Raw genomic sequence first — 25803 nt, 5'->3', positions numbered from 1 at the left:
TTTTCTTTTGCTCTATTTAACTACGATATTAACAATCTTATTAGGAATGACGATTACTTTGACGATATTCTTACCATCAATGAATTTTTGAACTTTTTCATCATTTCTAGCTAATTCTTCCAATTTAGCTTTATCAGTGTCAGTAGCAACTTCAAGCTTATCACGAAGTTTACCGTTAACTTGAACGATAATTTCAACTGTATCAGAAACTAACTTGCTTTCGTCATAAGTTGGCCATTTAGCGTATGAAATTGATTCATTGTGACCAAACTTGCTCCATAGTTCTTCCATCATATGTGGTGCAATTGGAGCTAATAATTGAACAAGTCCTTCAGCATAAGCCTTTGGCATTGTATCAACCTTATGAGCTTCATTAACAAAGACCATCATTTGTGAAATAGCAGTATTGAAGTGCAAAGCATCGAAGTCTTCAGTTACTTTCTTAACTGTTTCATTGTAAACTTTGTCCAACTTACCATCATTTGTATCAGTCAAGAAGCCTTCACGAATCGTGCTGTAATCATCATCATTGATGAACAAGTTCCAAACACGATCCAAGAACTTAGCTGAACCGGACAAGCCATTTTCAGACCAAGCAATTGAAGCATCCAAAGGACCCATGAACATTTCGTAAGTTCTCAAAGTATCGGCACCATATGATTCAACAACATCATCAGGGTTAACAACATTCCCCTTTGATTTAGACATCTTTTCGTGACCTTTACCGAGGATCATACCTTGGTTGAATAATTTTTGGAATGGTTCCTTAGTTGGTACGACACCCAAGTCATACAATACCTTGTGCCAGAATCTTGCATACAACAAGTGAAGTACAGCGTGTTCAGCACCACCGATATATAGATCAACTGGCAACCATTGTTTCAACAAGTCATAGTCAGCTAATTTTTCATCATTATGTGGATCGATATATCTCAAGTAGTACCATGATGAACCGGCCCATTGTGGCATTGTGTTAGTTTCACGACGACCTTTACGACCGTTCTTATCAACAACATTGACCCAGTCTGTCAAGTTAGCTAATGGACTCTCACCTGTACCTGAAGGCTTAATATCTGAATCTTCAGGAAGTTTCAATGGTAATTCATTTTCTGGAACTAATGAAGTTGTACCGTCTTCCCAGTGAATGACGGGAATTGGTTCACCCCAGTATCTTTGACGAGAGAAGACCCAATCACGAAGACGATAGTTAACTTTCTTTTCTCCGTAACCTTTATCTTCAAGGTATTCAACAGCACGGTTGATAGCATCTTCTTTATTCAAGCCATCTAAGAAATCAGAATTGATATGCTTACCGTCACCAGTAATAGCGCCATCTTCAAGGTTTCCTTCAATAACTTGTGTCATTGGTAGGTCGAATTTCTTAGCAAAGGCAAAGTCACGATCATCATGAGCAGGAACAGCCATAACGGCACCAGTACCATAAGTTACTAAGACATAATCAGAAATCCAAATAGGAATTCTCTTGCCGTTTACAGGGTTGATAGCGTAAGCACCAGTGAAGACACCAGTCTTTTCATCATTCAAATCAGTTCTATCAAGATCTGACTTGTGAGAAACTTCTTCCTTATAAGCTTCAACAGCAGCTTTTTGTTCAGGAGTTGTAATCTTATCGACCAACTTGTGTTCTGGAGCTAAAGTCATGTACTCAACACCAAAAATTGTATCAGGACGAGTTGTAAAGACGTTAACTGAATCATCTGAGTCGGCTACTTTGAAAGTAATTTGTGCCCCTACTGAACGACCAATCCAGTTTCTTTGCATTTCCTTGATACTTTCTGGCCAATCGATATCATCAAGGTCATCCAACAATCTGTCAGCGTATGCTGTGATCTTCAACATCCATTGACGCATTGGCTTTCTAACAACTGGGAAACCACCACGTTCTGTTTTACCATCGATGATTTCTTCGTTAGCAACAACCGTACCTAAATCTGGTGACCAGTTAACCAAAGTCTCTGATTCGTAGGCCAAGCCTTTTTTATACATTTGTTCAAAGATCCATTGTGTCCACTTGTAAAACTTAGGATCAGTTGTTTGAACTTCACGATCCCAGTCATATGAAAAACCAAGAGAATTGATTTGACGTTTGAAGTTTTGAATGTTCTTTTCAGTAAAATCAGCAGGATTGTGACCAGTATTAATAGCATATTGTTCAGCTGGTAGACCAAAAGCATCAAAGCCCATTGGATGCAAAACGTTATATCCTTGAGCACGTTTCATTCTTGCAATGATATCAGTAGCTGTATATCCTTCAGGATGTCCAACGTGAAGACCTTGTCCTGATGGGTATGGGAACATGTCCAAAGCATAGAAGTTCTTCTTCTTTGGATCCTCAGTAGTTCTAAAAGTATCGTGTTCCTTCCAGTACTTTTGCCATTTCTTCTCGACGGTGTTGTGATTGTACATATTTTTCCTCCTATAAAAAAAGTCCTATGACTATATAAATATATAATCATAGGACGAATTATCGCGTTACCACCTAAGTTCCACACTTTCGTGTGACTCTCGAAATCCTTAACGAGGATTAACCGTAGTCACTTACTAAAAGTTCGGCAACTATTATCAGTGGATGAGTTCGAAAATAAAAACCTACGCATTCACATCCCCATGCGCTTTCTGAAAAGTATTTTTATAATCTACTACTTCCGTTGCTTTATATCTTATACCAATAATGTTTGTCCGACAACCAATAAATCTGAATTTAGATTATTTAATTGTTTAATGTTGTCGATTGAAGTACCAGCTTGTGTGGCAATGGAATCAATCGTATCACCATTTTGGACGGTTACTGATTTACTTTGACTACCACTATCAGAATCATTTGAACTGTAATCATTTTGAACATCGATCGTAGAAGAATCATCATCGTTAGATGGTACATACTTCTTAACCCCATCACGTTCATCTTGTACAAAGACTGGAGCTTGTTGGTCGCCGTATGCATCGCCAACACTACCAGTATCATCTGTAGTCTTATTAGACAAATTAGTCATTGCCACATTATTTTCATTGCCAATGATCTTTGTCACAGTCAAAGTCTTACCAGGATAAATATAATTATCAGTCTTCAAACCATTCAAGTTCATCAAAGTATCAGTCGACATATTAAATTTGTCAGCAATCGATTGCAAAGTATCGCCTTGAGCAACAGTATAAGTTTGGTCCTTATCCGAATTATTGACATCAAATTGAGTCAAATTATACTTTTCAATCATACTATTGAGCTTGTCAGCGTAAGTCGTATCGGTTGCATAACGCCCTGTTAAATACTTGGTTGCATCTTTATATGATGTAGTATTGCTCTTCCAAGCACCGGCATAAATTTGTGAATCGCCACTAGTTCCACCTCGAAGTAATGAAACGTAGTCTTCTAGAGATTCCTTGTAAGAAGGATACTTTCTGAAATTAGAACTGATTGAATACAAATTACCTGATCCATCATCTTCTTGAGTACCCATATTCACTGATTCACCGTTATAATCGCCCTTTATTCCAAAGAGATTATAATTAGGCGCACTAGCTAAGCCACTAGTTCCCCAGCCACTTTCGACCATAGCTTGGGCAATCATCACTGAAGCGTACAAATCATTATTAGAAGCTAATTTACGAGCTGAATTACCGATATAATCGATAAATTGTTCATCGCCAACTCCCTTTGAACTAACCGGTGTCAATGTTTGTGCAGCAATATTTTGATTTAACAAATTATTGACAGACAACGCTTCGGCCTTAACTGGTGTAGGTTTCGAAAAGCCCACTTCAGCTACTGCGGTACCAACGAACATACTTGACCCAAGAATCGTCAAATTTCTTCGTAAGTTTGCGTTCTTAGCTTTTTTATTATTTAATCTAGTCAAACGGCTATCTTCGAGTTTGCGTTCATAACGTGTAATAACCATAGATATGCTCTCCCTCAAAATCTTTATACTTTATTATATTTCTTAACAAAAACTTAAACAATAGAGAGATCAAAAAATATGAAAATATCTGCAAAAATATCTGTTTTAAATTTATTTCTTTTAGGTTTATTTATTTTCTGGACTATCAATGTTGCTACAAAAACCACTCTTATCAACAATTTTGATAATTTCTTTATCAATCAAATTTATCACCACAATGATTTGACGATTCGTCTTTTTTCTAATATTACGAATTTAGGCGACACTTTTCCAACAATTGCTGTAACCGCCGTCATCTTTCTGATTTTAATTCTCAAAAAGTATTATTATGCTGGAATTTATCTCGTTCTCAATAAAGTAGTCATTGCAGGTGTCAATAGCTTAATAAAAATTACCGTCAAACGCCCACGTCCTAGTCACCATCATTTTGTCGAAGCTGGTGGTTTCAGTTTCCCAAGTGGACATTCAGCCAGTTCATTTGCCCTATACATTTCGCTTTTGATCATTAGCCTGGTTATCTTTAAAAAAATCAGTACTAAAATCATCATTAGCACAATTTGTTTGTTAACAGTTATCTTGATTGGATATAGTCGAATCTTTTTAGGTGTCCATTACCCAAGTGACGTCTTTGGTGGATATCTCTTGGCAGCGACCATCCTAACCTTCAATACTCTCTTGTTCAGAACCAAGAATTTTTTTATTCTTAAGCTCAAAGGCATTAAAAATTAACCCTACTAATAATAGTACAAGACCCGCTACGTAAATATTGTGCAATCCTGAAAAAAGAATTTGTCGCATTTTGGGTAAAAGCTGATGTGGCAAGGAACTTGCAGTTTGCGGATCGATCAATTTATTCATCATATCAACCGAAATATTGCTATTTTCTGCCGCACCTTTAGCCAAAGCCGTATTCAAAACGATACCACAGACAGAAACCATCATCGATTGACCAATAGTTCTAACTAAAGTATTAAAACTAGTAGCAACCCCAACATTTTCCGGCTCAACAACTGTTTGTGAAGTTACCGTTGTAGTAGTGATTGTCAATCCAAAACCACAACCTAAGATCCCAGCTAGCATACAGAAGTACCAGAATGGTGTCGTTGGACTTGCCAATAACAATAATCCATTACCAACAAACAAGAAGAATAAACTAACATAAATGACACGATTAGGTGCCATTTTTTTGATTAACGTTCCAGCCCAAAATGATCCAAAAATCCAAACAATTGAACTAGGTGTCACAGCAAATCCACCCATGGATGGACTCAATCCTAAAATTCCTTGCATCCAAGTTGGAATATAAGCTTCAAAACTAATTAAGAAACCACTGACTAATAAAGCCATTAAATTTTGAATAACAAAGGTTTTATTCTTAAATAGGTCTAACGGCAAAATCGGATCACTGACATGTCTTTCAACTTTAATGAAAGCAAAAATAGAAATAACAGAAATGGCCACCAATCCAAGTGGCAAGAAAACATTATTACTGCCGATATTTTGTAGAGCTAACATCAAAGGCAACAAAATCAGTATCAATAAAACTGTCCCTACATAATCAATCTTAATTTTCTTATGCTCTCTTTTTTCTTCCTTAAAGAAGAACCAAATCAAAGCCATGGTTAACAATCCTACTGGCAAATTGATCAAGAAAATCCAATGCCAACTTAACTTTTCAACAATGAAGCCACCTAATAACGGTGCAATAACGGCGGCGATTCCCCAAGCTGATCCGTTTAACCCTAAGATACGAGCTCTTTTTTCAAGTGGATAAATATCAGCAATAATCGTAAAAGTTAAAGGCTGAATTGCTCCTGAGCCAATACCCTGAATCACACGAGCCAAGATCAAGGTCAACATCGAATTAGACATCGCACAAAGCGTTGATCCAATTACGAAGATAACTAATCCAATCAGAAGAATCGGCTTGCGACCGACAATATCTGATAATTTTCCATAAATTGGCGTTGCTACGGCAGTCATCAGTAAATAAATCGAGAAAACCCAATTCATCAAACTAACCCCATGCAAACTACCGATAATCGTTGGCATAGCTGTCGAAACGATTGTTCCCTCAATCGCTGTCATGAACGTTGCAATGAAAACCGCAATCGTGACAATTACGACATTTGATTGTTTATTCTGTGCCATTAAATAATTCCTCCCATAAAAAAAGAGACGCTTCCTAAAGTTTGCCTTTAAGAACGCCTCTGTAATCGCCGATTAAATATTCAAGAATTCCTTAATATCATTAACTTTATCAAGTTTTTCCCAAGGTAAATCGATATCTGTACGTCCGAAGTGACCGTATGCGGCCGTCTTCTTATAGATTGGTCTTTGTAGATCCAACATTTTAATAATTCCTAGTGGACGAAGGTCGAAGAATTTATTGATAACTTCTTCAATTTTTTCTTCGTCAAAATCACTAGTACCAAAAGTATCAACGTGAATTGACACTGGTTTTGCCACACCAATAGCGTAAGCAATTTGGATTTCAACTTTTTCAGCAACGCCAGCAGCTACAAGGTTTTTAGCGATGTATCTAGCAGCGTAACTTGCTGAACGGTCAACTTTAGTAGCATCTTTACCTGAAAAGGCACCACCACCGTGACGTGCAAAACCACCGTATGTATCAACGATGACTTTACGTCCTGTAAGACCGGAATCTCCTTCTGGTCCACCAATAACGAAACGACCTGTAGGATTGATCAAAATCTTAGTCTTGTCGTCCATCATGTTTGCAGGAACAACTTCGTCGATAACATACTTCTTGATATCTTTTTGAACTTGTTCCAAACTAGCCTCAGCTTTGTGTTGAGTACTTAAAACAATTGTATCCACGCGAACAGGATGATCATTTTCATCATATTCGATTGTTACTTGTGACTTAGCGTCAGGCATCAAGTAAGGGATAGTATGGTTCTTTCTAACTTCAGCAGTTTTTCTCATTAACTTGTGAGCTAGAGAGATTGGTAAAGGCATAAATTCTTTAGTTTCATTAGTTGCAAATCCGAATACGAAACCTTGATCTCCGGCACCGATTTGATCCAATGGGTCTTTATCGTTGTTGCCACGTTCTTCTAAGGCATCGTCAACACCTTGAGCAATATCAGGAGATTGTTCATCTAGTGCTACTAAAACGGCACAGCTATTACCATTGAAACCAGGGTTTGTTCCATCATAGCCGATATCTGTAATTGTCTTACGAACAACTGATTGAATATCAACGTATGCAGAAGTAGAAACTTCACCAACAACTAGAACTAAACCAGTTGTAACAGTAGTTTCAACGGCAACACGTGCATCTTTATCCTTTGTTAAAATTGCATCGAGAATTGAATCACTGATTTGATCAGCAACTTTGTCTGGATGTCCTTCTGAAACTGATTCAGAAGTAAATAAATAATTTTTTGACATATCTTTTCCACCTTTTCGGTTACAGGGCTTCTCCTTTAAAATAAAAAAGGATCCCATCAGGAACCTTTTAATAGGTTAACACAAAACTAATTGGTTTTCATGAAAAAAATCAATTTGACGATAAAGTTTTTCTACATTAATATGATTTTATAACTAAAAGGAGTCGCTATGGATAAGTTAAACTCTAGAAAATTACTTGCAACTTTTATTGAATTTATTAGCTATCATATCTTTCCATTTATCTTTATTTTTATGCATGATCTGCACAACTATTCACTGCATGGATTTTTGATTATTATGGTAGCCATGGTAGCTCTGTACAAGGAATTCATCTTAAAATTGAACCCTAATAGATATTTTCACATCCTATATAGTGCGATTTATCTACTGTTAGCAGTCTTATCATTGAGATCGTTAAATATTTTCGTTATCGTTTTGATTTTTGCCCAGCTAGCCTTTTTATACTTAATGAGATATTTGCCAGCCAACAGTCAAAACTTTACTTCCCTAGTAGAAAATTTTGTCGTACCTAGTTTTATGTCCATCGCTATTGCTTTTACTTATATGCACTTCATTTCAGTAACTTTCGTTGTTCCTTTACTGCTAGTCAACTTAGCAACCGTTCTTATCAATTATTTTGAAGGCAGTAAATTCGATTATGCTGAATTAGTGGCAATTTCAGGATTAAGTTTGGTCTTATTCCTATTAGGCTATATCAGTCTCTGGACAGCTTTGATCATTGTTATTTTCGTAGTTTCCATGTCACTATTGAAACTCTTCAAAAATTTCAATCAGCCTAATTTGGTTTATCGTGTGATTGGAAATTTGATTTTAATTATTTAAGGATTTTCTGAAAAATCCTTTTTTAATTGCACAAAAAAAACACCTAACCGAAGTTAGATGTTTTATCTTTTGGAATGGAGGATACAGGGATCGAACCTGTGACCTCCTGCTTGTAAGGCAGATGCTCTCCCAGCTGAGCTAATCCTCCAAAATGACCCGTACGAGATTTGAACTCATGTTACCGCCGTGAAAGGGCGGTGTCTTAACCACTTGACCAACGGGTCATAAATATTTATTTATGTATTGCTCTCTCAAGCACAAGAAATATAATACAATAATAATTGGGGTGTAGCAAGCTTTTTTTTAAACTTTTTTGAATTTTTTTCAAATTTAGGAGGATAATTGACTTTGAACGTGCAAAAATACTTTGAAACCGGCGATACAATCGATATTGCCAAAGATATGTTAGGACATACTTTTACTTATAAATCAGATCAAGGAACCTTTTCTGGCATCATTGTCGAAACGGAAGCCTACTTAGGACCTATCGACATGGCGGCTCACAGTTACAATGGACGCCATACTAAAGCAAATGACCCACTCTACCAAGCCGGTGGCACGATTTATATTTATTCGATCCACAGTTGGTTAGATATGGATATCAGCGTCCAAAAGGCTGGAACACCTAATGGAATTTTGATTCGTGCCCTGCAACCATTAGATGGCGTTGAGTTAATGGAAGAAAATCGTGGCAAAACTAATTTCGAAACCACTAATGGTCCAGCAAAATGGATGGCAGCGTTTGGAATCAAAGACAAAACTTTATCTGGTACTGCTTTAAATGCCGATAACTTTATTTTTTCAGACAAAAAAGTCCAGACTCCTAAGAATATTCTGGCAACACCTAGAATCGGCGTGAAGAATAAGGAACCCTGGACTTCAAAAGATATGCGATTTATTGTTGAAGGCAATCCTTACGTATCGAAATTGCCTAAACGAGATATGAATCTAGATACTTATGGTTGGCTATAAACGATCGCTTCTAGCACGAAGAGCATAAAGAATGGCTACGGTATCGACTACTTCTTGCAGCATGGCTCCAATAATAGTAGGAATCAAGCCAAATGCTGCGACTAGCATCAAAGCAATACAAATAAAGATACCGATCAAAACTGCTTCACGAGCGACTTTCATCGTATCATGGGCAATTTTAACTGCCGTACTTACCTTGCTCAAATCATCTTGCAAAATAACCGCGTCGGCTGATTCGCTAGCAGCATTGGCACCCTTGTAACCCATAGCAATACCGACATCAGCTAAAGCTAGTGCTGGAGCATCATTGACACCATCTCCAACCATAACAGTTGGGTGATACTCTTTATCTAGACCATCGATAATTTTTACTTTATCAGCTGGCAAACTAGTTGGATATGATTTTGTAATACCTACTTCTGAAGCAACCATCTCGGTTGCTTCTTTTTTGTCCCCAGAAATCATTAAGATATTTTTGATACCAAAATCTTTTAATTTGGCAATCGTTGATTTCGATTCTGGACGAATCTGGTCAAGCAAACTGTACACACCAGCATATTGATCATCAATAGATACGTAAACCCCTGAACCTTTGACTTCATCGACAGCTTCCTCGGTAACAAAACTAGCTTGACCGACTTTTACTACATGTCCTTCAACCTTACCAACAATTCCTTCAGCCGTGATCTCTTTCAAATCGTCGGTTTTTTTCAAAGCTACATTATTGCTTCTAGCATAATCTACAATTGCTTCGGCCATAACGTGACTTGAATTCTGTTCAATTGAAGCAGCATATGACATAACAGTTTTTTCATCAAAGTAATTCGTCGTTCTAAATTCGTCGACAACTAATTTTCCTTTGGTAATTGTCCCAGTTTTATCAAAAGCTACCGTTTTAGCTGAATTGAGTTTCTCTAAAGCCGTTCCAGATTTGATAATGATACCGTTACGACTCGTGCGACTCATTCCTGAAACAAAGGCAATTGGCGCTGCCAAAATCAACGGACAAGGTGAAGCTACAACTAGAACTTGAGCAATTCTAACTGGATCCTTTGATATGTACCAAGCTACACCGGCAATGATATAAGCAATTAAAGTAAACGGTACCGCATAACGGTCAGCCAAGCGAACAAATTTAGCCGGATGAGTTTCTGATTCCTTAACTAATTTAACGATTGCTTGATACTCTGAGTCGGCCGCAATCTTTTCCGCTTTAATTTGGAAAGGATTTTCACCGTTAATGGAACCAGACATGACGTGACTACCTTCTGAAACATTCACCGGAACCGATTCACCTGTCAATGAAGATTCATCAATTTCTGACTGTCCATCAATAACTAATCCGTCAACTGGCACTTGTTCTTTAGGACGGACCAAAATCTTGTAACCTACTTTGACGTCATCGATATCAACATCAGTAACGTTACCGTCTTTTAAAAGATGTGCCTTTGATGGCGTATTGTCCAAGAGTGATTTCAATTCACTTTTGGCCTTATTGGCAGCATATTCTTCTAAGGTATCGCCACCTGTTAGCATCAACAACACGATCCAACCGGCCCAGTATTGTCCTAAAACAATTGTAGCCACAATAGCCGTAATGGCTAACAAATCAATCCCAAAGTTACCAGATTTCAAAACTTTGATCATATCAATAAACATAATCAAAGCTAATAACAAACCTAAGATACTGATAATCAATTGGGCATAATTAGGCAAATGGAAGATAAATTCCAAAACCGCCGCAATGAAACCGATAGCCAAAGTTCCATATAGTTTTATTTTATCTGAGTTCATGACAACACATCCCTCCGATTATTATCTTTACCCAGATTATAACTGCTTTCAAAAGTTTTTTAAAGGCTTTTCTGGAATGATTCTCATTTAATTATCATTTTTAATAAAAAGTTGTAATAAGCTACATGAGTAGATTTCATGCCATGAAATTAATCTGGAAAGAAACTGATTTAGCTAATATTATGTCTTATTTAGGTCAAAAAAGGCAAAGAAAATAGCATCTATTTGCTTTTAAAATAGATGCTATTTATCAACTGATAATCTTATTTAACTAATTTATCCCAGATCACAACGCTGCCACTAGCCAAAGACTTTGGTACATCAATGATTCTTTGATTGGATGAGCCTCTGAATTGTAACGATAGATCTTTTTTTCTGAGTAAGAATCGTCCGTCAACTAAGATATCGATCAGCGATAATAATTCTAATTTATCAGAAGATTCTTGCATCATCTCATCCCAAGAGTAACCTGTCCAAGACCAAATATCTTTGTCATGTCCGAATTCTCTTCTGATTCGTTTGCATAACGATAGACACACTTCAGTATTCAAGAAAGGTTCTCCACCTAACAACGTTAGTCCTTGCACATAACTTTGACTCAAATCTTTGATAATTTGGTCTTCTAATTCTTTGGTATAAGGTTTACCGTAACGAAAATCTTGAGCGGCAACGTTATAACACCCTGGACATCGAAAAAGACATCCTGATACATAAAGACTGCATCTGACTCCTTCTCCATCGACGAAATTAAACGGTTTATAGTCTGCAATTCTTTTAAGACTGTGGTCCGCGCTTAACCATTCTTTGGGAGTCGGATTGTTTGGTTCTCTCATGCTTAGCCGCATTTTTAATCATCTCCGAAGTCATATTCTTTTTCCGTGAAGCAATTTCTATGTGTCGCCCGTGAATCATCGGTCTTTGTTGAGGATTACCCAAGTATCCACAAGTTCTCTTTACGACATCACAAAATTCCGGATTATTATTGCCACAATCTGGACAGGCAAAACCTCTGGCAGTCGCATTAAATTCTCCTTGAAAACCACACTTAAAACAGTGATCAATTGAAGTATTAGTTCCTAAATAACCTACATGATCATAAGCCCAATCCCACACAGCTTCCAAAGCCTTAGGATTTTGACGGAGATTAGGATATTCGCAATAATGAATAAATCCACCCGCAGCATATTTAGGAAAGACTTCTTCAAAAGTCAATTTCTCAAAAGGATTTGGATGTTTTCTGACGTCAAAGTGAAAACTATTTGTATAGTATTCTTTAGCTGTAATATCGGGAATGGAACCAAACTTCTCTAAATCATCTCGACAAAAAGTATCAGTCAATGACTCTGCTGGCGTCGAGTAAAGACTATAGTGGTAACCACTCTCTTTGGCCCATTTAGCGCATTTTTCATTCAAGGCTTTCGTGATGCTTTCGGCAAAATCATGCGCCTTGGAATCTTGTTCCCAATCATTGCCAAAGAATCGTGTACAAACTTCATACAAGCCAATGTATCCTAACGATACTGTTGCTCGACCATTCTTGAATAATTCGTCCACTGAATCATCTTTTTTTAGACGTTTGCCAAAGGCACCATACATATACAGTAACGGTGCATTCTCAGGTTTCGCCTCTTTAGTTCGCTTGATTCGATATTCTAAAGCAGTATGGCAAATTTGCATTTTTTCTTCGAATATTTCCCAAAATAGCTTGATATCACCTTTTGATTCCAAAGCAATTCGTGGTAAATTGACCGTTACAACGCCTAAATTCATCCGACCCGAATTAACTTCTCGACCATTTTCATCTTGCCATCCTTGTAAAAATGAACGACATCCCATCGGCGTCTTAAAACTGCCAGTGATTTCAACAATTTTGTCATACATCAAAAGATCTGGATACATTCTCTTAGTAGAACATTCCAAGGCCAATTGCTTTATATCGTAATTAGGATCTTCAGGACTCAAATTCAACCCTCGTTTGATCGTAAACGTCAGCTTAGGAAAAATTGCCGTACGATGTTCCTTACCTAAGCCCTTGATTCGAATTTCTAGAATCGATTTTTGAATAGTACGTTCGATCCAACTCGTTCCTAAACCGAAATTTATCGTCGTAAACGGCGTTTGGCCTTGCGATGAATAAAGAGTATTGATTTCGTATTCAAGTGCTTGCATAGCGTCGTAAATGTCTCTTTTCGTCTTTTCTTTAGCAAATTCAATCTGCTTATCTTCGACAATCCATTTTTGAGCATCCTTGAGGTGTTTTTGATAATTTAACTTCGCATAAGGCGCCAGTAATTGGTCGATTCGATTAGCTGAACAACCACCGTATTGCAACGAGGCAACGTTAGCGATGATCTGTGACATTTGCGCTGTAGCCGTTTGAATCGATTTGGGCGAAGACACCCAAGCATTACCGATTTTAAAGCCATTAGTTAACATCTCATCAAAGTCAATCAAACAACAATTAGTCTCTGGCGTCACTGGTGAATAGTCCAAATCATGCCAATGGATATCGCCACGCAAATGAGCCTTAGCTACGATGTCTGGCAACATTTTTAAGCCTAAAGCTTTACTTGCTACACCGGCCTCCAAATCACGCTGTGTGTTGAAGATATTGCTATCCTTATTGGCATTTTCATGCACCACTTGCTCATTGCGATTAAATAATTTCTCGATGTTTAATTTCACATTAGTTGCTTGAGCAAATCTTTCCTGTTCACTTATAAAATAGTCCTGATAAGATTTTGCAGCTTGATTCAAATTTTGAGCAATCAAACTATCCGTAATAACCTGGCGAATTTGTTTGGTTGTCATCAAATCAGCCGTTAAGAATTCAGATACAAAATTCTCAATCAAATTATCTTGTTGAACTCGAGACAAGTCCAACTTATCTAGCACAAATTCAATTTTATATGGATAAAACTTAGTCTTGAAGCCACTTCTTTTTTCAACTGGGATTTCTATCAATTGAGTTAATTGCGTGGTCATTTATATCTCCCCAATCTTTAATCTATACAACCATTTTATAAAATTTTAAATAATAAAAAAGACTACCAAATACCATATGTAGGTGTTATATAACACACGCATACAATATATAGTAGTCTTATTTTTGTTTTCTAAAAAATATCATTGAAACGACTTCACAAACAGCCGTTATAACTTTCAAATTTACTTAACAGTACTGAATTTCTCTATGCTCAACTATTTTCAATAAAATAAATCTCATAGCGTTGTAATGATTCAAATCATTCTTTTTCACGAGCAAAATAAAATGTGACTGCCGCATAAATAAAGACGATAGCAGTAATAAATAGATGTACTCCATAAAGCGTCGAATTAGTTGGGCCGTTGGAAATGTTATTGAAGAATCCTAAAGCATTAATATCAGTAAAGTAACTGATGAAATAAATTGTCGTCATGTAGATCAATTGTTGCGATACATTTCCAACACAAGACAACTGATACTTGATCAAGAAAGCTCGTTCGGAATCTAAATCAGGATCAGTATAAAGTGCGTCATTCAAAATTCGATTATCGGTTCCGACAAATACGGCTAATAAGAACAAGCCAACAAAGTATGTGTAATTAAACAATGCCAAAACTAAACCTAGCAACAATAAAGGATAACGCCAATTTTGACGTTTTTTCAACAAAGCTGGTCCTAATTCAAAACCGACCAGATAAAGCGTATAAACTAACATCAAAGTATTGAATTTGAAGCGAATCGTACTGTCGAAGATGGCATACAGCATTACGTAGTTCATGACCACCCCACGATTGATGGCAACCAAACTGACTGGGAACATCTTTTTATGAACCCCTAATTGATAGTATGCGAGGATCAAGAACAAGACGATAGCAGCAATGCTGATTGCTAAATCAATCGTATTGGAAACTTCTTTTAGACGCGTATAGCGAATGATGAATAACAACATGACCAAACTCGCTAACACGATCAAATTAAAAAACGAATTGATTCTAAACTTAGGTTTCTTCTCTAAGCCTTGATAAAAGGTCAAACGGTGCGTAACGTTCATGCCACCGACCATCGCAGTAAAGAATAAGAAAGCTAACAAAATAAATGACAAGTTCAACAACTTAGTCTTCGTAGCAATTAGTTCAACAATCAACAATAAGATAATCGTCAAAACCATCGACAAAGTGTGCATTCGATTGAATTTAAATTCTTTATCCATCTTGCCACGAGAACGAACCGTCAAATAATATGGCCAGATCCAACTAGAAGCTAGACCTAAGAACACCCCACCAATAATACCAAAAACTGGATTGCTAGCTCCTAGCATGCAAAGCGAGCCAATCACACCAAACAGATTCGACATCGATAGCATCGTCGAAGCTGGCAAGGTAATAAAAGTCGTCAATAGCATTCCCAAAGCTCTAAAAGTATAGAGCATTAAAAATGGCAACGCAAAGACAAAAATATTTTTGTTTTGGTTATATAACGTCAAACAGAAAAAATACGGAATCGCAACTCCAGCGTTAGCCAACAGGTCTAAAACGCCCTCATTAAATACATTCATTATTCGCTTCATTTTTTTCTCACCTGAAATTAAATGTCTCCTAACATTTTAACAGAAATAGCAAAAAAAATATGGAACGCAGGCTTATTTCTGCATCCCATATTGATTTTATTTACTTTACACGAACCAAATCGTCGGCAACTAGTCTTTCAGCAATTTGAACTGTATTCCAAGCGGCACCCTTCAATAAGTTGTCAGAAACGACCCACATATTGAAAGCTCCATCATTTTCCAAATCTGGACGAATACGACCAACAAAAGTATCACGACTATTTACAGCATTGATAGGCTGTGGATAAACTTGATGCTTTGGATCATCTTGCAAGACAGCTCCTGGGGCATCCTTGATCAATTGTTGAATTTGTTCAGTTGTAGCTGACTTATCCTCAACTTCAATATAAATTGATTCACCATGGCTAATTGGCACTGGCACTCTGACACAAGTTGCTGTGACTTTGATCTTAGGTGAATTCATATCGCCTAACATGATCTTCTTAGTTTCATGGATCATCTTCCATTCTTCATGAGAATAAAGATTATCTTCCAAAACATCGATTTGTGGTAAGAGGTTGAAAGCTAAAGGATAATGCTCCTTATCGCCCTTCGTTGGAAAAATGTCGGCTTTCATGTCTTTACCATCTAAGTAATCTTGTGCTTCAGAATACAACTCGTTTAGAGCACTTTGACCAGCACCACTGGCAGCTTGATAAGTTGAAACAATAATTTGCTTCAAACCAAAAGCTTTTCTGATTGGTTCTAGTGCAACCATCATTTGGATAGTTGAACAGTTAGGATTGGCGATAATGCCGTGATGATTATAAAGTGCAGCTTCGTTCACTTCTGGAACGACCAATGGAACATCTTCTTCCATTCTAAAAGCACTAGTATTATCAACACAAACAGCGCCACGTTTGACAGCTTCTGGTAAAAATTTCTTGGAAACTGCTCCACCAGCTGATGCCAAAACTAAATCGACACCATCGAATGATTCGGGTTTGGCTTCTTCAACGGTCACATCTTGGCCCTTAAATTGTAAAACCTTTCCTGCTGAACGACTTGATGCTAATAACTTTACTTTTGAAACAGGAATAGTTGATTGTTCTAATTGTTGAATTAAACGCGTTCCAACGGCACCTGTGGCACCCAAAATTGCTACTGTATATTCATCACTCATAAATCTTCATCCCTTAAATATTATTTATAAACTCTCTGTGAACTTTCTCAAGCGTTTCATAGCTTCTTGAATATCTTCCATTGAAGCGGCGTAAGAAATTCTAAAATGACCTTCGCCACCTTTACCAAAGGCAACACCTGGTGTTACACCAACGAGACCTTCAGTGGCCAATTTATCGGCAAATTCAATTGAACTCAAGCCGAATTTTTCAGGAATCTTGGAGAATGTGTAGAAAGCACCTTCTGGCAAGATTGTTTCATAACCCATATCGTTTAGTTGATCAACTAAGTAATCACGACGTTCTTGGTAAATCTTCTTCATTGCGATTGGATCATCGATACCATTCTTCAAAGCTTCTTCAGCAGCAAATTGAGCTGGGTTAGAAGGAGCTGTAACGGTAAAGGCATGCATCTTGTTAGCTTGTTCAACAAAATCTTTTGGTCCAGCAATGTAACCGATACGGTAACCGGTCATAGCATGTGACTTAGATAGACCGTTGATCAAAATTGTTTTACCTGGCAAAAGTTTTGCCATTGAGAAATGCTTGTGACTGTATGTCAATTCAGCATAAATTTCATCGGAAACAACGTACATGTTCTTGTCTTTTACCACATCAACGAGTTCTTGCAATTGATCTTTTGAGTAAACAAAGCCAGTTGGGTTACCTGGGAAGTTTAGCATCAAGGCTTTAACCTTATCTTCGCCTTCTTCTTCAATAACTTTAGCCAAATGTTTTCCAGTCAATTGGAAACCGTCAGCAGTTGTATCAACTTGAATTGGGATTCCACCAAGGATCTTAACAATCGGAATGTATAGAGCAAAAGTTGGTGTAGGAATAATCACCTTATCACCGGGGTTAATAATGGCGGCAAAAGTATCAAAGATTGCTTCTGTAGCACCAATAGTTACGACAACTTCTGTTTCAGGATCGTATTGAAGATCGAATTGTTTATCCAAGTAACCTGAAATAGCTTCTCTAAGACTCAAGAAACCTTTTTGGTCTGAATAATGAGATTCGTTTTCCTTGATACTCTCAATGGCAGCTGCTTTAACGTGTTCGGGTACATTAAAGTTTGGTTCGCCAAGAGTTAATTTAACTAGACCAGGAATCTTTGCAAATTTTTCAGCAAATTCTCTGATCATTGATCTACCCATTGGGGCAATCGTTTCGTTTACTACATTTTTTACTGATGAATCTAATTCTGGCATTCTTCAACACTCCTTAAAAATTAAATGTAGTTTAATTCTAATACAAAACTCACTAAATTATTAGAGTTTTTGTAATTTTTTGAAATAATTTCTAAATAATTTGTTCGAGACCGATTACTAAGTGATCCAATTTCACCACTTCATTGATAGCTAACTTTACACCAGTCATAAATGATTGACGGTCAGTCGTACTTTGCGAGATAGTCAAAGTTTCGCCAACCCCACCGAAGATAACTTCTTCATCGGCAACAAAGCCTGGCAAACGTAAGGCATGAATCTTAGTCCCGTGATAATCGCCACCACGGGTCTGCAATGGATCCTCACTACTGTGTTGAACTTGGTCATGACCTCTTGCTTCATAGATTAATCTAGCAGTATTTAAAGCGGTTCCTGAAGGTGCATCGATTTTATCTTCATGATGCTTTTCAACGATTTCTGACTCTTCAAAATACTTGGCTGCCACTTGAGCAAATTTCATCATCAAGACAGCTGATAATCCAAAGTTAGAAGCAATAATACCACCAAGATGCTTTTGATCAGCTAACTTCTTTAATTCAGCAGTTTGTTCTTCACTCATTCCACTAGTTCCAATGACTGGACGTATATTGTGTTCAATAGCAAATTTCGTGTTATCAAAAACGGCACTCGGAATGGAAAAGTCGATCCAAATATCGGCATCCGTTTCAATATCAGTCAGTTTATTAAAAATTTTCACATTTTTATCAAGGCCATAACTCTCAGGATTTAAATCGGTCTCAATGGGGTTGAACCCAGCAACTAATTGTAAATTATCAGAATCTTCGACCATTTTGACAGCCTTTTGACCCATCGAGCCAGAAAAGCCGGAAATAATAACTTTTATCATAAAAAACTCCTAAAGATCTAAAATTTTAAATAACTTAGTTTGTTCTGCTTCATTCAAAGCTAAGATTGGCAAACGACAGCCACCAACTTGATAACCAACGTGATTCAAAGCTGCCTTAACCGGTGAAGGTGAAGGATACATGAACAAGGCAGCCATCTTAGGTGTCAATTGACGTTGGATCTTGCCAGCAATTTGATAGTTGCCTTCTTCCAAAGCTTGATACATCTCGCTCATTTCTGTTCCATAAAGATGTGAAGCAACTGACACAACACCATTAGCACCGACAACTTTAGCAAAGAGTGCTTGAGCGTCCTCACCACTATAAACGTTAAAATCCTTTGGTGCATGTTCAACGATATATTCTAAGTCTTCCATCGTATTGCATTGCTTTACACCTTGAATGTTAGGATTCTTGGCCAATTCAACAACAGTTTCTTTTTCCATCAAAACACCGGTTCGACCAGGAATGTTATAGATCATAATTGGCAAAGGCGAATTCTTGGCAATCGTTTCAAAGTGAGCTTTCATCCCACGTTGATTAGGTTTGTTATAGTAAGGCACTACAACTAAGGCCATATCGATTCCCTTGATCTGACTGATTTTCTTAATAAAATCAATCGTCTGAGCAGTATTGTTACTACCGGCACCAGCAATGATAGGAACACGACCGTCAACAATTTCAACAAACTTTTGATAAAGCTCCAACTTTTCATCTTCAGTCAAAGTTGGCGTTTCACCAGTCGTGCCACCAACGACAAAGCCTTTACTGCCTGTAGCTAGTAGATGTTCAGTCAATTTTTTCAAGGCTGAAAAATCAATCTTTTCATTATCATCAAACGGCGTAATTATCGCTGTCATTAAATCAACATTTTCAAACATCTAATCTTCCTCCAAATCCATACGATAATTTAAGAAACCGACCATCGCATCAATCCCCTTTTTGATTGCAGCTTCATGTGGCAAGAAATCCGCTGAATGAAGTGCACCTTTACTATCGACACCGAGCCAAAACATTGTTCCAGGAATCTTGTTGATCAAGTAGCCAAAATCTTCACCAGTCATTTTGGGCTCAGTTTCTTCAAAATCAATTTGAGAATTATTCTTCATATAATTAATAAAACGTTTCGTCAAAGCAGGATTATTTTCGACTGGATAATATCCACCTTGATTGTATTCCACTGAAATTTCACAATTAAACGACTTCTCTAAACCTTCAGCAATTTCTCTGATACGTTGACGGATAAACTCAATCATGTCTTGAGTCAAACCTCTGATCGTACCTTCTAAACGAGCTGAACCGGCGATAACGTTACGAATCACGCCAGCTTCCATCTTGCCAAAAGTAATCACGCCACATTTTACTGGGTCGATACTCCGAGAAATCACTGTTTGCACTTGTTGGATAAAATTGGCTGCAATTACAACAGCATCATTAGCCAAGTGCGGATAAGCAGCATGACCACTCTTACCTTTGATAGTGACGTTTACTTCAGTCGTTCCAGCAAATAAAGTACCATTGCGACAACCTATCACACCAGTTTTTAGTTGGGCATTGTCATGAAGACCATAAAATTCATCAACGTGAAAATCTCCAGTAAATGCTCCTAAATCATAAGCAACCTTGCCGCCACTATCGGCTTCTTCAGCTGGTTGAAAAAAGAAAACCAAATTATCAAGTGGTTGATGCTCACTGAAATAATTTAAGATTCCTAATCCAACTGTCATATGAATGTCGTGACCACAAGCATGCATCACGCCTGGATTTTTTGAAGCATAGTCCAAACCATTTTCTTCAGTTACTGGCAAAGCGTCCATATCGCAACGATAACCAAGATTGCGCTTAGGATTTGATCCTTTGACTAACACCAACAGAGCAGTTGGTAGTTCTGGTAGCTCTTTAATTTCCAAATTAGTCTTGTCAAATTGCTTTATCACTTCGAGAAGATAGGCATGTGTTTTCACTTCTTGCATCGATAGCTCGGGAATAGTATGCAAATGTCTTCTTATTTGAATTAATTGCTCCTCTGTCAAAGCCATAATTATAACTTCCTTAAAGTACTCTCAATTTTAGTTTTATCAGTTGTTTTTTGATCTTTAACTTTGAGAACTTTAGCAGGAACTCCGGCTACAACTTCATTTTCAGCAACATCTTTAGTTACGATAGCACCAGCACCGACGACCGCATTGTCACCAACTTGAACACCTTCTAGAACGACTGCATTAGCGCCGACAATAACGTTATCACCAATTCTTACTGGTTGAGCAGAAGCAGGTTCAACGACACCAGCCAAAACAGCATTAGCACCGATGTGAGAATTCTTACCGACAATGGCACGACCGCCAAGGACAGCTCCCATATCGATCATGCTCTTGTCGCCAATTTCTGCACCGATATTAATAACTGCGCCCATCATGATCACGGCATTTTCACCGATTGAAACTTGATCACGAATGATAGCGCCGGGTTCGATTCGAGCATTGATGTGTTTGATATCTAGCATTGGTACGGCTGAATTTTGAGCGGCTGTTTCAACATAAATATCAGTAAAATCATTATCTTTTAAAATTGGTTCAATTGCTTTGTAGTCTCCGATTAAAATTGCTAAATCATTACTCTTAAAAACTTTGACATCTGAAGGAAAATTCACATTTGAAACATCCCCTTGAACATAAACTTTAACAGGGGTAATTTTCTTAGAGTTTCCTATATAATTAATAATTTCTTCTGCACTCATTTTTTTCATAAATCTTTCCTCCAATTAATAATCCAAATCTAAACTAGTTAAATCTTGATAAGTTTCTCTTTTAACGACTAACTTATCTTGACCATCTTCAACGAAAACTACTGCAGGTCTAGGATTGCGATTGTAATTCATTGCCATCGAATATCCGTAAGCACCTGTATCTAACATTGCCAAGATATCGCCCGGCTTTGTTTTTGGCAATTGTTGTTGATCAATCAAGATATCACCTGATTCACAATACTTTCCAGCTATGTGAACCGTTTGTTCATTTGGTTGATCCATCTTATTAGCGATAACAGCTTCATATTTAGCTTGATACAAGGCTGGTCTGATATTGTCGCCCATGCCACCGTCAACTGATAAATAAGAAGTTAGATTAGGAATATCTTTTCTTGAACCAACGGTATAAAGTGTATAACCTGCAGGTCCAACGATTGAACGACCAGGTTCGATCCAAATTTCTGGAACTTCGTTGTTTGTTTTCTTCAATTCATCAGCAATTTGTCCAATGAATTCGTCAGCAGTGATTGGATCATCATCTTCGTTATAGCTAATTCCAAAGCCACCGCCAAGATTGATAACTTTAGGCCAATAATTAAATTCAGCTTGGAATTTCTTGGCAATTTCCATCATCTTCTTAGCTAACATGACGAAACCTTGTGTTCCAAAGATTTGAGAACCAATGTGAGCGTGGATACCAGTAAGTTCCATATTCTCATCATCCAAAACTGATTTCATAGCCTTATCTGCTTGACCAGATTCAACATCGAAACCAAATTTGCTATCAGTTTGACCGGTTTGATCATATTTATGCGTGTGTGCGGAAATTCCTGGTGTCAAACGCAACATTACTTTAGTCGTAGCTTTTTCTTGTTTTAAAATCTGTGATAACAAGTCGATTTCGTGGAAATTATCCAACATGATCACACCGACATGTTCTTTGACTGCCATCAACAATTCATCGTAAGACTTGTTGTTGCCATGGAAACTAATTTTTTCACTTGGAAAGCCAGCACTTAATGCGGTATACAATTCACCACCAGAAACAACGTCGATATGAACATCTTCTTGTTTCATTACTTGGTAGATAGCTTTAACAGCAAAAGCCTTACTAGCATAACTAATTTGATATTTTAAATTATTCTTTTCAAACGCGGATTTAAATTTTCTTATTTGGCTACGGACTTGAGAAATATCAAAAACATAAAGCGGAGTTCCATATTTTTTTGCTAACTCGACACTATCAACGCCACCAATCATCAAATGGCCATTTTCACTCTTTAAATCATCTATTATCATAATCACTGCTCCTTTTACCAAATAAAAAAGATCTCCTTGCTTAATAACAAAGAGATCCATAAATAATCTGCATCAATTTTGTCATAAGCTCAACGTGACCGACTATTTGATCACGACAGTTCGTATCATCTTCTAATACGCCCCAGCTCGCTAAATCCTGTAAAATTTAGTGCTTCGGCAACTTCCCCTTTCAATAAGTTCATAGCTCTTACAGAAGCTCCCTCATTTACTCATGTCGATTGCGACCTCTTTTGTTGGTATAAGATTATAACAACACTCATAATACGTCAAGTGATATTAAAAATATTCTCATATTTCTAATAATTAATATTTTTTTCTTGTCATAATGGGGAAAAATGATACACTCATCATTAAAAACTATTTAATTTTAGAGGTGTAAGTTATGAAGGTCGTTAAGTTTGGGGGCAGTTCCCTCGCAACCGGAGAACAATTTGAAAAGGTCATTAATATTATTAAAGATGACTCAGAACGAAAGGTGATCGTAACTTCAGCTCCCGGAAAACGATACCACGGCGATACTAAAGTTACTGATTTGTTAATCGAGTACGCTAATGAAGTTATCGAAAATGAAGATCATACTAATATTATCAAGGAGATTATCTCAAGATATCACGAAATAAGCGACTATTTTAAACTTGATGATTCCGTCATAAAACTTCTAAAAGATAAATTAATCAATTTGGCTAAAGAAAATTATTCGGATAATGAACATTTAATGGCAGCATTCAAAGCTCACGGTGAATTTCTCAATGCTATTCTTTTGAATGAAGTTTTGAATTCCCAAGGCATTAAATCAGTTTTCGTTGATCCTAAAAAGGCTGGCATTATCGTTCATGGACAACCAAACGATGCCGATATTTCACCAGATACTTATCGCAACTTAGAGAATTTTGATGTACCAGAAGACAGTCGCATAGTCTTCCCAGGATTCTTTGGATACAGTCAAGATGGCAGTATTTTTACCTTCTCTCGTGGTGGTTCTGATATCACTGGAGCAATGTTGAGTCGTGGATTGCACGCAGACTTGTACGAAAACTTTACTGATGTTGATGCGATTTACGTTGCTAATAATCACGTTGTCAAACATCCACAAGCAATCAAGAAGATGTCCTATCGAGAAATGCGAGAACTATCTTATGCGGGATTTTCAGTCTTCCAAGATGAAGCCATCATTCCAGCGGTCAAAGGACAAGTTCCAGTCAATGTTAAAAATACCAACAACCCTAGTGCTGAAGGGACTTTGATCGTTCCTGAACAATTTTTATTCAATCCTTCAAACGAAATCACTGGGATTGCTTGTTCCAAACGTTTTTCAGCCCTTTATATTCATCGCTATTTGTTGAATAAAGAAGTCGGCTTTACTTTGAAACTCTTGCAACTCTTTTATAAATACAATATTTCTTACGAACACATGCCTTCTGGTATTGATGATTTAACAGTTATTTTCGACCGTACCAAACTGGACAAAACTACTATCAGCAACCTTTGTCACGATGTCAAAGAAGTCTTGCAACCTGATTACCTGGAATGGATTGACGACTATGCTATCATCATGGTCGTTGGCGAAAGCATTGCTCACAACGTCAATACGATTGGCAAAATTATCGACTCACTAACTAACAACAATATCGCCATCCATATGATCAACCAAGGTGCATCACGAATCTCCATTATGCTAGGCGTTCAAGAATCGGATGCCGACGAAGCCGTCAGACAGATTTACAAAAAATTCTTCAATTAATGAGGTGAACAAGTTGGTAAAATTACTCAAAGTTCATGGTTCAGAAAACAAATTTTTCATCCTTGATCAAACTTTATTAGAAACTCCCCTACCCGATGACCAATTAAAAGCTCTAGCCATCAATTTATGCAAAAATACACTCGGTGGTGCAGATGGACTCTTAGTCGTCGACACTAGTGAAAATTGTCTCGGAAAGATGCGTGTCATCAATGCTGACGGTAGCGAAGCCAAAATGTGTGGTAACGGTCTAAGAACAGTCAGCCGTTATTTATCCGAAAAATATCAACTAGATGAATTCAAAGTCGAAACACTTGAAGCTCCCTTGTCCGTTTCAAAAGCCGATGACTTTTATAAAGGCGTTCCTGCTTTTAGCGTCGAAATTGCTCCTATCTCCTTTAACAACACGGACTTACCTTTCAGCTATCAACAAATGACTGAAATGATCGACCAAAAGGTTCCTGAATTTTTACTCGATCAAACATTTTCTGCTGTGGCTGTTCCTAATCCTCATCTAATCAGTTTCGTACCTGAAATCAATGAAGATGACTTAGGAACCCTAGGAAAGACTCTAAACTCCACTAATCTTTACTTCCCCGAAGGCGTCAACGTCAGTTTTGCTAAGATACTAGATACCAATGAGCTATTCGTGCAGACCTATGAACGTGGCGTTGGCTTTACAAATGCCTGTGGAACTGGTATGTCAGCTACTAGTTTGATTTTTGCCTTGCTTCACGCCAATGAATTCGATCCAACACAGGATATTTCAGTTTATAATCCTGGTGGCATGGTTAAAACTCACGTCAACCTAAATTCTATTAAGGAACTCAGCGAATTGCATTTAATTGGCAATGCTACCTTCACTCACGAAATTCAACTCAGTGAACAGGATCTACACAATAATGATTTAAGCAATTTGAAAGTAACTGAAACTGGTGAACAAAAAAACTATCAAGCCTTTGTTGATAGTATTTCTAAGTAACTATTTGGTTAGTGGAAATATTTTTAATATCAACAAATCAAAAACCTCTATTTGGAGTGATCATTCTCCAAATAGAGGCCTTTTTTGATCTTGAATTACTAGATAACGATAAGAAACGTTATCTAGTCGGTAATAATTTTTTTGATGCAAAAAAAGACTTATGAGATTAATCTCATAAGTCTTAATAAGTAGTGCGCCTAGTAGGAGTCGAACCTACAACCTTCTGATTCGTAGTCAGACACTCTATCCAATTGCGCTATAGGCGCATATCAACAACTCAACGG

General features: G+C 37.3%; 20 protein-coding genes, 3 tRNA genes, 2 riboswitches and 1 other annotated feature. Of the genes, 5 read left to right on the top strand and 18 right to left on the bottom strand.

Annotation, left to right across the window (positions count from 1 at the left end):
• Positions 1-12: 12 nt before the first annotated feature.
• A complete protein-coding gene (gene leuS / locus LF20184_RS04530) occupies positions 13-2427 on the bottom strand; it encodes a leucine--tRNA ligase (RefSeq protein ID WP_056945170.1) in 2415 nt (804 codons plus the stop codon).
• Between the two features lie 46 nt (positions 2428-2473).
• Positions 2474-2683, bottom strand: a binding site (T-box leader).
• Positions 2682-3920, bottom strand: coding sequence for a glucosaminidase domain-containing protein (locus tag LF20184_RS13090; RefSeq protein WP_010019201.1), 1239 nt, complete (start codon positions 3918-3920; stop codon positions 2682-2684). (Overlaps the previous feature by 2 nt.)
• Positions 3921-3998: 78 nt before the next feature.
• Between LF20184_RS13090 and LF20184_RS04520 the strand changes: the two genes are divergently transcribed.
• Positions 3999-4649 (top strand): phosphatase PAP2 family protein, encoded by a 651-nt coding sequence (locus tag LF20184_RS04520; RefSeq protein ID WP_010019200.1) that lies wholly within the window; start codon positions 3999-4001, stop codon positions 4647-4649.
• Here the strand turns inward: LF20184_RS04520 and LF20184_RS04515 are convergent.
• Together LF20184_RS04515 and metK are read right to left on the bottom strand one after the other, a co-directional pair.
• Positions 4578-6071, bottom strand: coding sequence for an MDR family MFS transporter (locus LF20184_RS04515; RefSeq protein ID WP_010019198.1), 1494 nt, complete (start codon positions 6069-6071; stop codon positions 4578-4580). The genes LF20184_RS04520 and LF20184_RS04515 overlap by 72 nt on opposite strands.
• 72 nt (positions 6072-6143) lie before the next feature.
• On the bottom strand, positions 6144-7337 hold the full coding sequence (gene metK / locus LF20184_RS04510) for a methionine adenosyltransferase (RefSeq protein WP_010019196.1): 1194 nt from the start codon (positions 7335-7337) through the stop codon (positions 6144-6146).
• A riboswitch (SMK box riboswitch) is annotated at positions 7335-7413 on the bottom strand. It overlaps the preceding gene by 3 nt.
• A 92-nt stretch (positions 7414-7505) precedes the next feature.
• Between metK and LF20184_RS04505 the strand changes: the two genes are divergently transcribed.
• Positions 7506-8180, top strand: a complete 675-nt coding sequence (locus tag LF20184_RS04505; protein ID WP_010019193.1) for a hypothetical protein — start codon at positions 7506-7508, stop codon at positions 8178-8180.
• A 75-nt stretch (positions 8181-8255) separates the two neighbouring features.
• Here LF20184_RS04505 and LF20184_RS04500 read toward each other — a convergent pair.
• A tRNA-Val gene (locus LF20184_RS04500) sits at positions 8256-8328 on the bottom strand.
• A gap of 4 nt (positions 8329-8332) precedes the next feature.
• Positions 8333-8404, bottom strand: a tRNA-Glu gene (locus tag LF20184_RS04495).
• 130 nt (positions 8405-8534) lie between these two features.
• On the opposite strand from LF20184_RS04495, the gene LF20184_RS04490 reads away from it, so the two are divergent.
• A complete protein-coding gene (locus tag LF20184_RS04490; RefSeq protein WP_235699475.1) occupies positions 8535-9152 on the top strand; it encodes a DNA-3-methyladenine glycosylase in 618 nt (205 codons plus the stop codon).
• Here LF20184_RS04490 and LF20184_RS04485 read toward each other — a convergent pair.
• From LF20184_RS04485 to lysA, 11 genes are all read right to left on the bottom strand, one after another.
• Positions 9147-10946 (bottom strand): heavy metal translocating P-type ATPase, encoded by a 1800-nt coding sequence (locus tag LF20184_RS04485; RefSeq protein ID WP_010019191.1) that lies wholly within the window; start codon positions 10944-10946, stop codon positions 9147-9149. The genes LF20184_RS04490 and LF20184_RS04485 overlap by 6 nt on opposite strands.
• A 263-nt stretch (positions 10947-11209) precedes the next feature.
• On the bottom strand, positions 11210-11779 hold the full coding sequence (gene nrdG / locus LF20184_RS04480) for an anaerobic ribonucleoside-triphosphate reductase activating protein (protein ID WP_010019190.1): 570 nt from the start codon (positions 11777-11779) through the stop codon (positions 11210-11212).
• On the bottom strand, positions 11721-13931 hold the full coding sequence (nrdD, locus tag LF20184_RS04475; RefSeq protein ID WP_010019189.1) for an anaerobic ribonucleoside-triphosphate reductase: 2211 nt from the start codon (positions 13929-13931) through the stop codon (positions 11721-11723). Before nrdD ends, nrdG begins: the two co-directional genes overlap by 59 nt.
• A gap of 260 nt (positions 13932-14191) precedes the next feature.
• Positions 14192-15499 carry a hypothetical protein gene (locus LF20184_RS04470; protein WP_056945169.1) on the bottom strand — a complete coding sequence of 436 codons (1308 nt, stop codon included), beginning with the start codon at positions 15497-15499 and terminating at the stop codon, positions 14192-14194.
• Between the two features lie 100 nt (positions 15500-15599).
• Positions 15600-16661, bottom strand: coding sequence for an aspartate-semialdehyde dehydrogenase (locus LF20184_RS04465; RefSeq protein WP_010019188.1), 1062 nt, complete (start codon positions 16659-16661; stop codon positions 15600-15602).
• A gap of 24 nt (positions 16662-16685) precedes the next feature.
• Positions 16686-17870 (bottom strand): aminotransferase class I/II-fold pyridoxal phosphate-dependent enzyme, encoded by a 1185-nt coding sequence (locus tag LF20184_RS04460; RefSeq protein WP_010019187.1) that lies wholly within the window; start codon positions 17868-17870, stop codon positions 16686-16688.
• A 91-nt stretch (positions 17871-17961) separates the two neighbouring features.
• On the bottom strand, positions 17962-18735 hold the full coding sequence (dapB, locus tag LF20184_RS04455; RefSeq protein ID WP_010019186.1) for a 4-hydroxy-tetrahydrodipicolinate reductase: 774 nt from the start codon (positions 18733-18735) through the stop codon (positions 17962-17964).
• Between the two features lie 9 nt (positions 18736-18744).
• Positions 18745-19614, bottom strand: coding sequence for a 4-hydroxy-tetrahydrodipicolinate synthase (gene dapA, locus LF20184_RS04450; protein WP_010019185.1), 870 nt, complete (start codon positions 19612-19614; stop codon positions 18745-18747).
• A complete protein-coding gene (locus tag LF20184_RS04445) occupies positions 19615-20772 on the bottom strand; it encodes an N-acetyldiaminopimelate deacetylase (protein WP_010019184.1) in 1158 nt (385 codons plus the stop codon).
• Positions 20773-20774: 2 nt separating this feature from the next.
• Positions 20775-21479: a 2,3,4,5-tetrahydropyridine-2,6-dicarboxylate N-acetyltransferase gene (dapD, locus tag LF20184_RS04440; RefSeq protein WP_010019183.1), complete on the bottom strand. Its 705-nt coding sequence runs from the start codon at positions 21477-21479 to the stop codon at positions 20775-20777.
• Positions 21480-21494: 15 nt separating this feature from the next.
• On the bottom strand, positions 21495-22778 hold the full coding sequence (lysA, locus tag LF20184_RS04435; RefSeq protein ID WP_010019182.1) for a diaminopimelate decarboxylase: 1284 nt from the start codon (positions 22776-22778) through the stop codon (positions 21495-21497).
• A 77-nt stretch (positions 22779-22855) separates the two neighbouring features.
• Positions 22856-23037, bottom strand: a riboswitch (Lysine riboswitch).
• A gap of 144 nt (positions 23038-23181) precedes the next feature.
• On the opposite strand from lysA, the gene LF20184_RS04430 reads away from it, so the two are divergent.
• On the top strand, positions 23182-24540 hold the full coding sequence (locus tag LF20184_RS04430) for an aspartate kinase (RefSeq protein ID WP_010019181.1): 1359 nt from the start codon (positions 23182-23184) through the stop codon (positions 24538-24540).
• A gap of 13 nt (positions 24541-24553) precedes the next feature.
• Complete coding sequence (gene dapF, locus LF20184_RS04425; RefSeq protein WP_010019180.1) at positions 24554-25519, top strand: diaminopimelate epimerase; 966 nt, start codon at positions 24554-24556, stop codon at positions 25517-25519.
• Positions 25520-25711: 192 nt separating this feature from the next.
• Here dapF and LF20184_RS04420 read toward each other — a convergent pair.
• Positions 25712-25785: transfer RNA gene (locus LF20184_RS04420), tRNA-Arg, on the bottom strand.
• Positions 25786-25803: the final 18 nt, after the last annotated feature.

It is taken from the genome of Companilactobacillus farciminis KCTC 3681 = DSM 20184 (assembly GCF_002706745.1).
Lineage (GTDB): Bacteria > Bacillota > Bacilli > Lactobacillales > Lactobacillaceae > Companilactobacillus > Companilactobacillus farciminis.
The sequence above is the reverse complement of the archived record's forward strand: the minus strand, read 5'-3'. Positions and strand labels throughout refer to the sequence as shown.

Coding starts and splice junctions, on each gene's coding strand:
- dapB (WP_010019186.1), bottom strand. CDS start 18,735: ATGATAAAAGTTATTATTTCCGGCTTTTCTGGCTCGATGGGTCAAAAG.
- LF20184_RS04445 (WP_010019184.1), bottom strand. CDS start 20,772: ATGGCTTTGACAGAGGAGCAATTAATTCAAATAAGAAGACATTTGCAT.
- leuS (WP_056945170.1), bottom strand. CDS start 2,427: ATGTACAATCACAACACCGTCGAGAAGAAATGGCAAAAGTACTGGAAG.
- nrdD (WP_010019189.1), bottom strand. CDS start 13,931: ATGACCACGCAATTAACTCAATTGATAGAAATCCCAGTTGAAAAAAGA.
- LF20184_RS04465 (WP_010019188.1), bottom strand. CDS start 16,661: ATGAGTGATGAATATACAGTAGCAATTTTGGGTGCCACAGGTGCCGTT.
- LF20184_RS04430 (WP_010019181.1), top strand. CDS start 23,182: ATGAAGGTCGTTAAGTTTGGGGGCAGTTCCCTCGCAACCGGAGAACAA.
- LF20184_RS04470 (WP_056945169.1), bottom strand. CDS start 15,499: ATGAAGCGAATAATGAATGTATTTAATGAGGGCGTTTTAGACCTGTTG.
- nrdG (WP_010019190.1), bottom strand. CDS start 11,779: ATGAGAGAACCAAACAATCCGACTCCCAAAGAATGGTTAAGCGCGGAC.
- LF20184_RS04520 (WP_010019200.1), top strand. CDS start 3,999: ATGAAAATATCTGCAAAAATATCTGTTTTAAATTTATTTCTTTTAGGT.
- LF20184_RS04485 (WP_010019191.1), bottom strand. CDS start 10,946: ATGAACTCAGATAAAATAAAACTATATGGAACTTTGGCTATCGGTTTC.
- dapA (WP_010019185.1), bottom strand. CDS start 19,614: ATGTTTGAAAATGTTGATTTAATGACAGCGATAATTACGCCGTTTGAT.
- lysA (WP_010019182.1), bottom strand. CDS start 22,778: ATGATAATAGATGATTTAAAGAGTGAAAATGGCCATTTGATGATTGGT.
- LF20184_RS04505 (WP_010019193.1), top strand. CDS start 7,506: ATGGATAAGTTAAACTCTAGAAAATTACTTGCAACTTTTATTGAATTT.
- dapD (WP_010019183.1), bottom strand. CDS start 21,479: ATGAAAAAAATGAGTGCAGAAGAAATTATTAATTATATAGGAAACTCT.
- LF20184_RS04515 (WP_010019198.1), bottom strand. CDS start 6,071: ATGGCACAGAATAAACAATCAAATGTCGTAATTGTCACGATTGCGGTT.
- LF20184_RS13090 (WP_010019201.1), bottom strand. CDS start 3,920: ATGGTTATTACACGTTATGAACGCAAACTCGAAGATAGCCGTTTGACT.
- LF20184_RS04460 (WP_010019187.1), bottom strand. CDS start 17,870: ATGCCAGAATTAGATTCATCAGTAAAAAATGTAGTAAACGAAACGATT.
- metK (WP_010019196.1), bottom strand. CDS start 7,337: ATGTCAAAAAATTATTTATTTACTTCTGAATCAGTTTCAGAAGGACAT.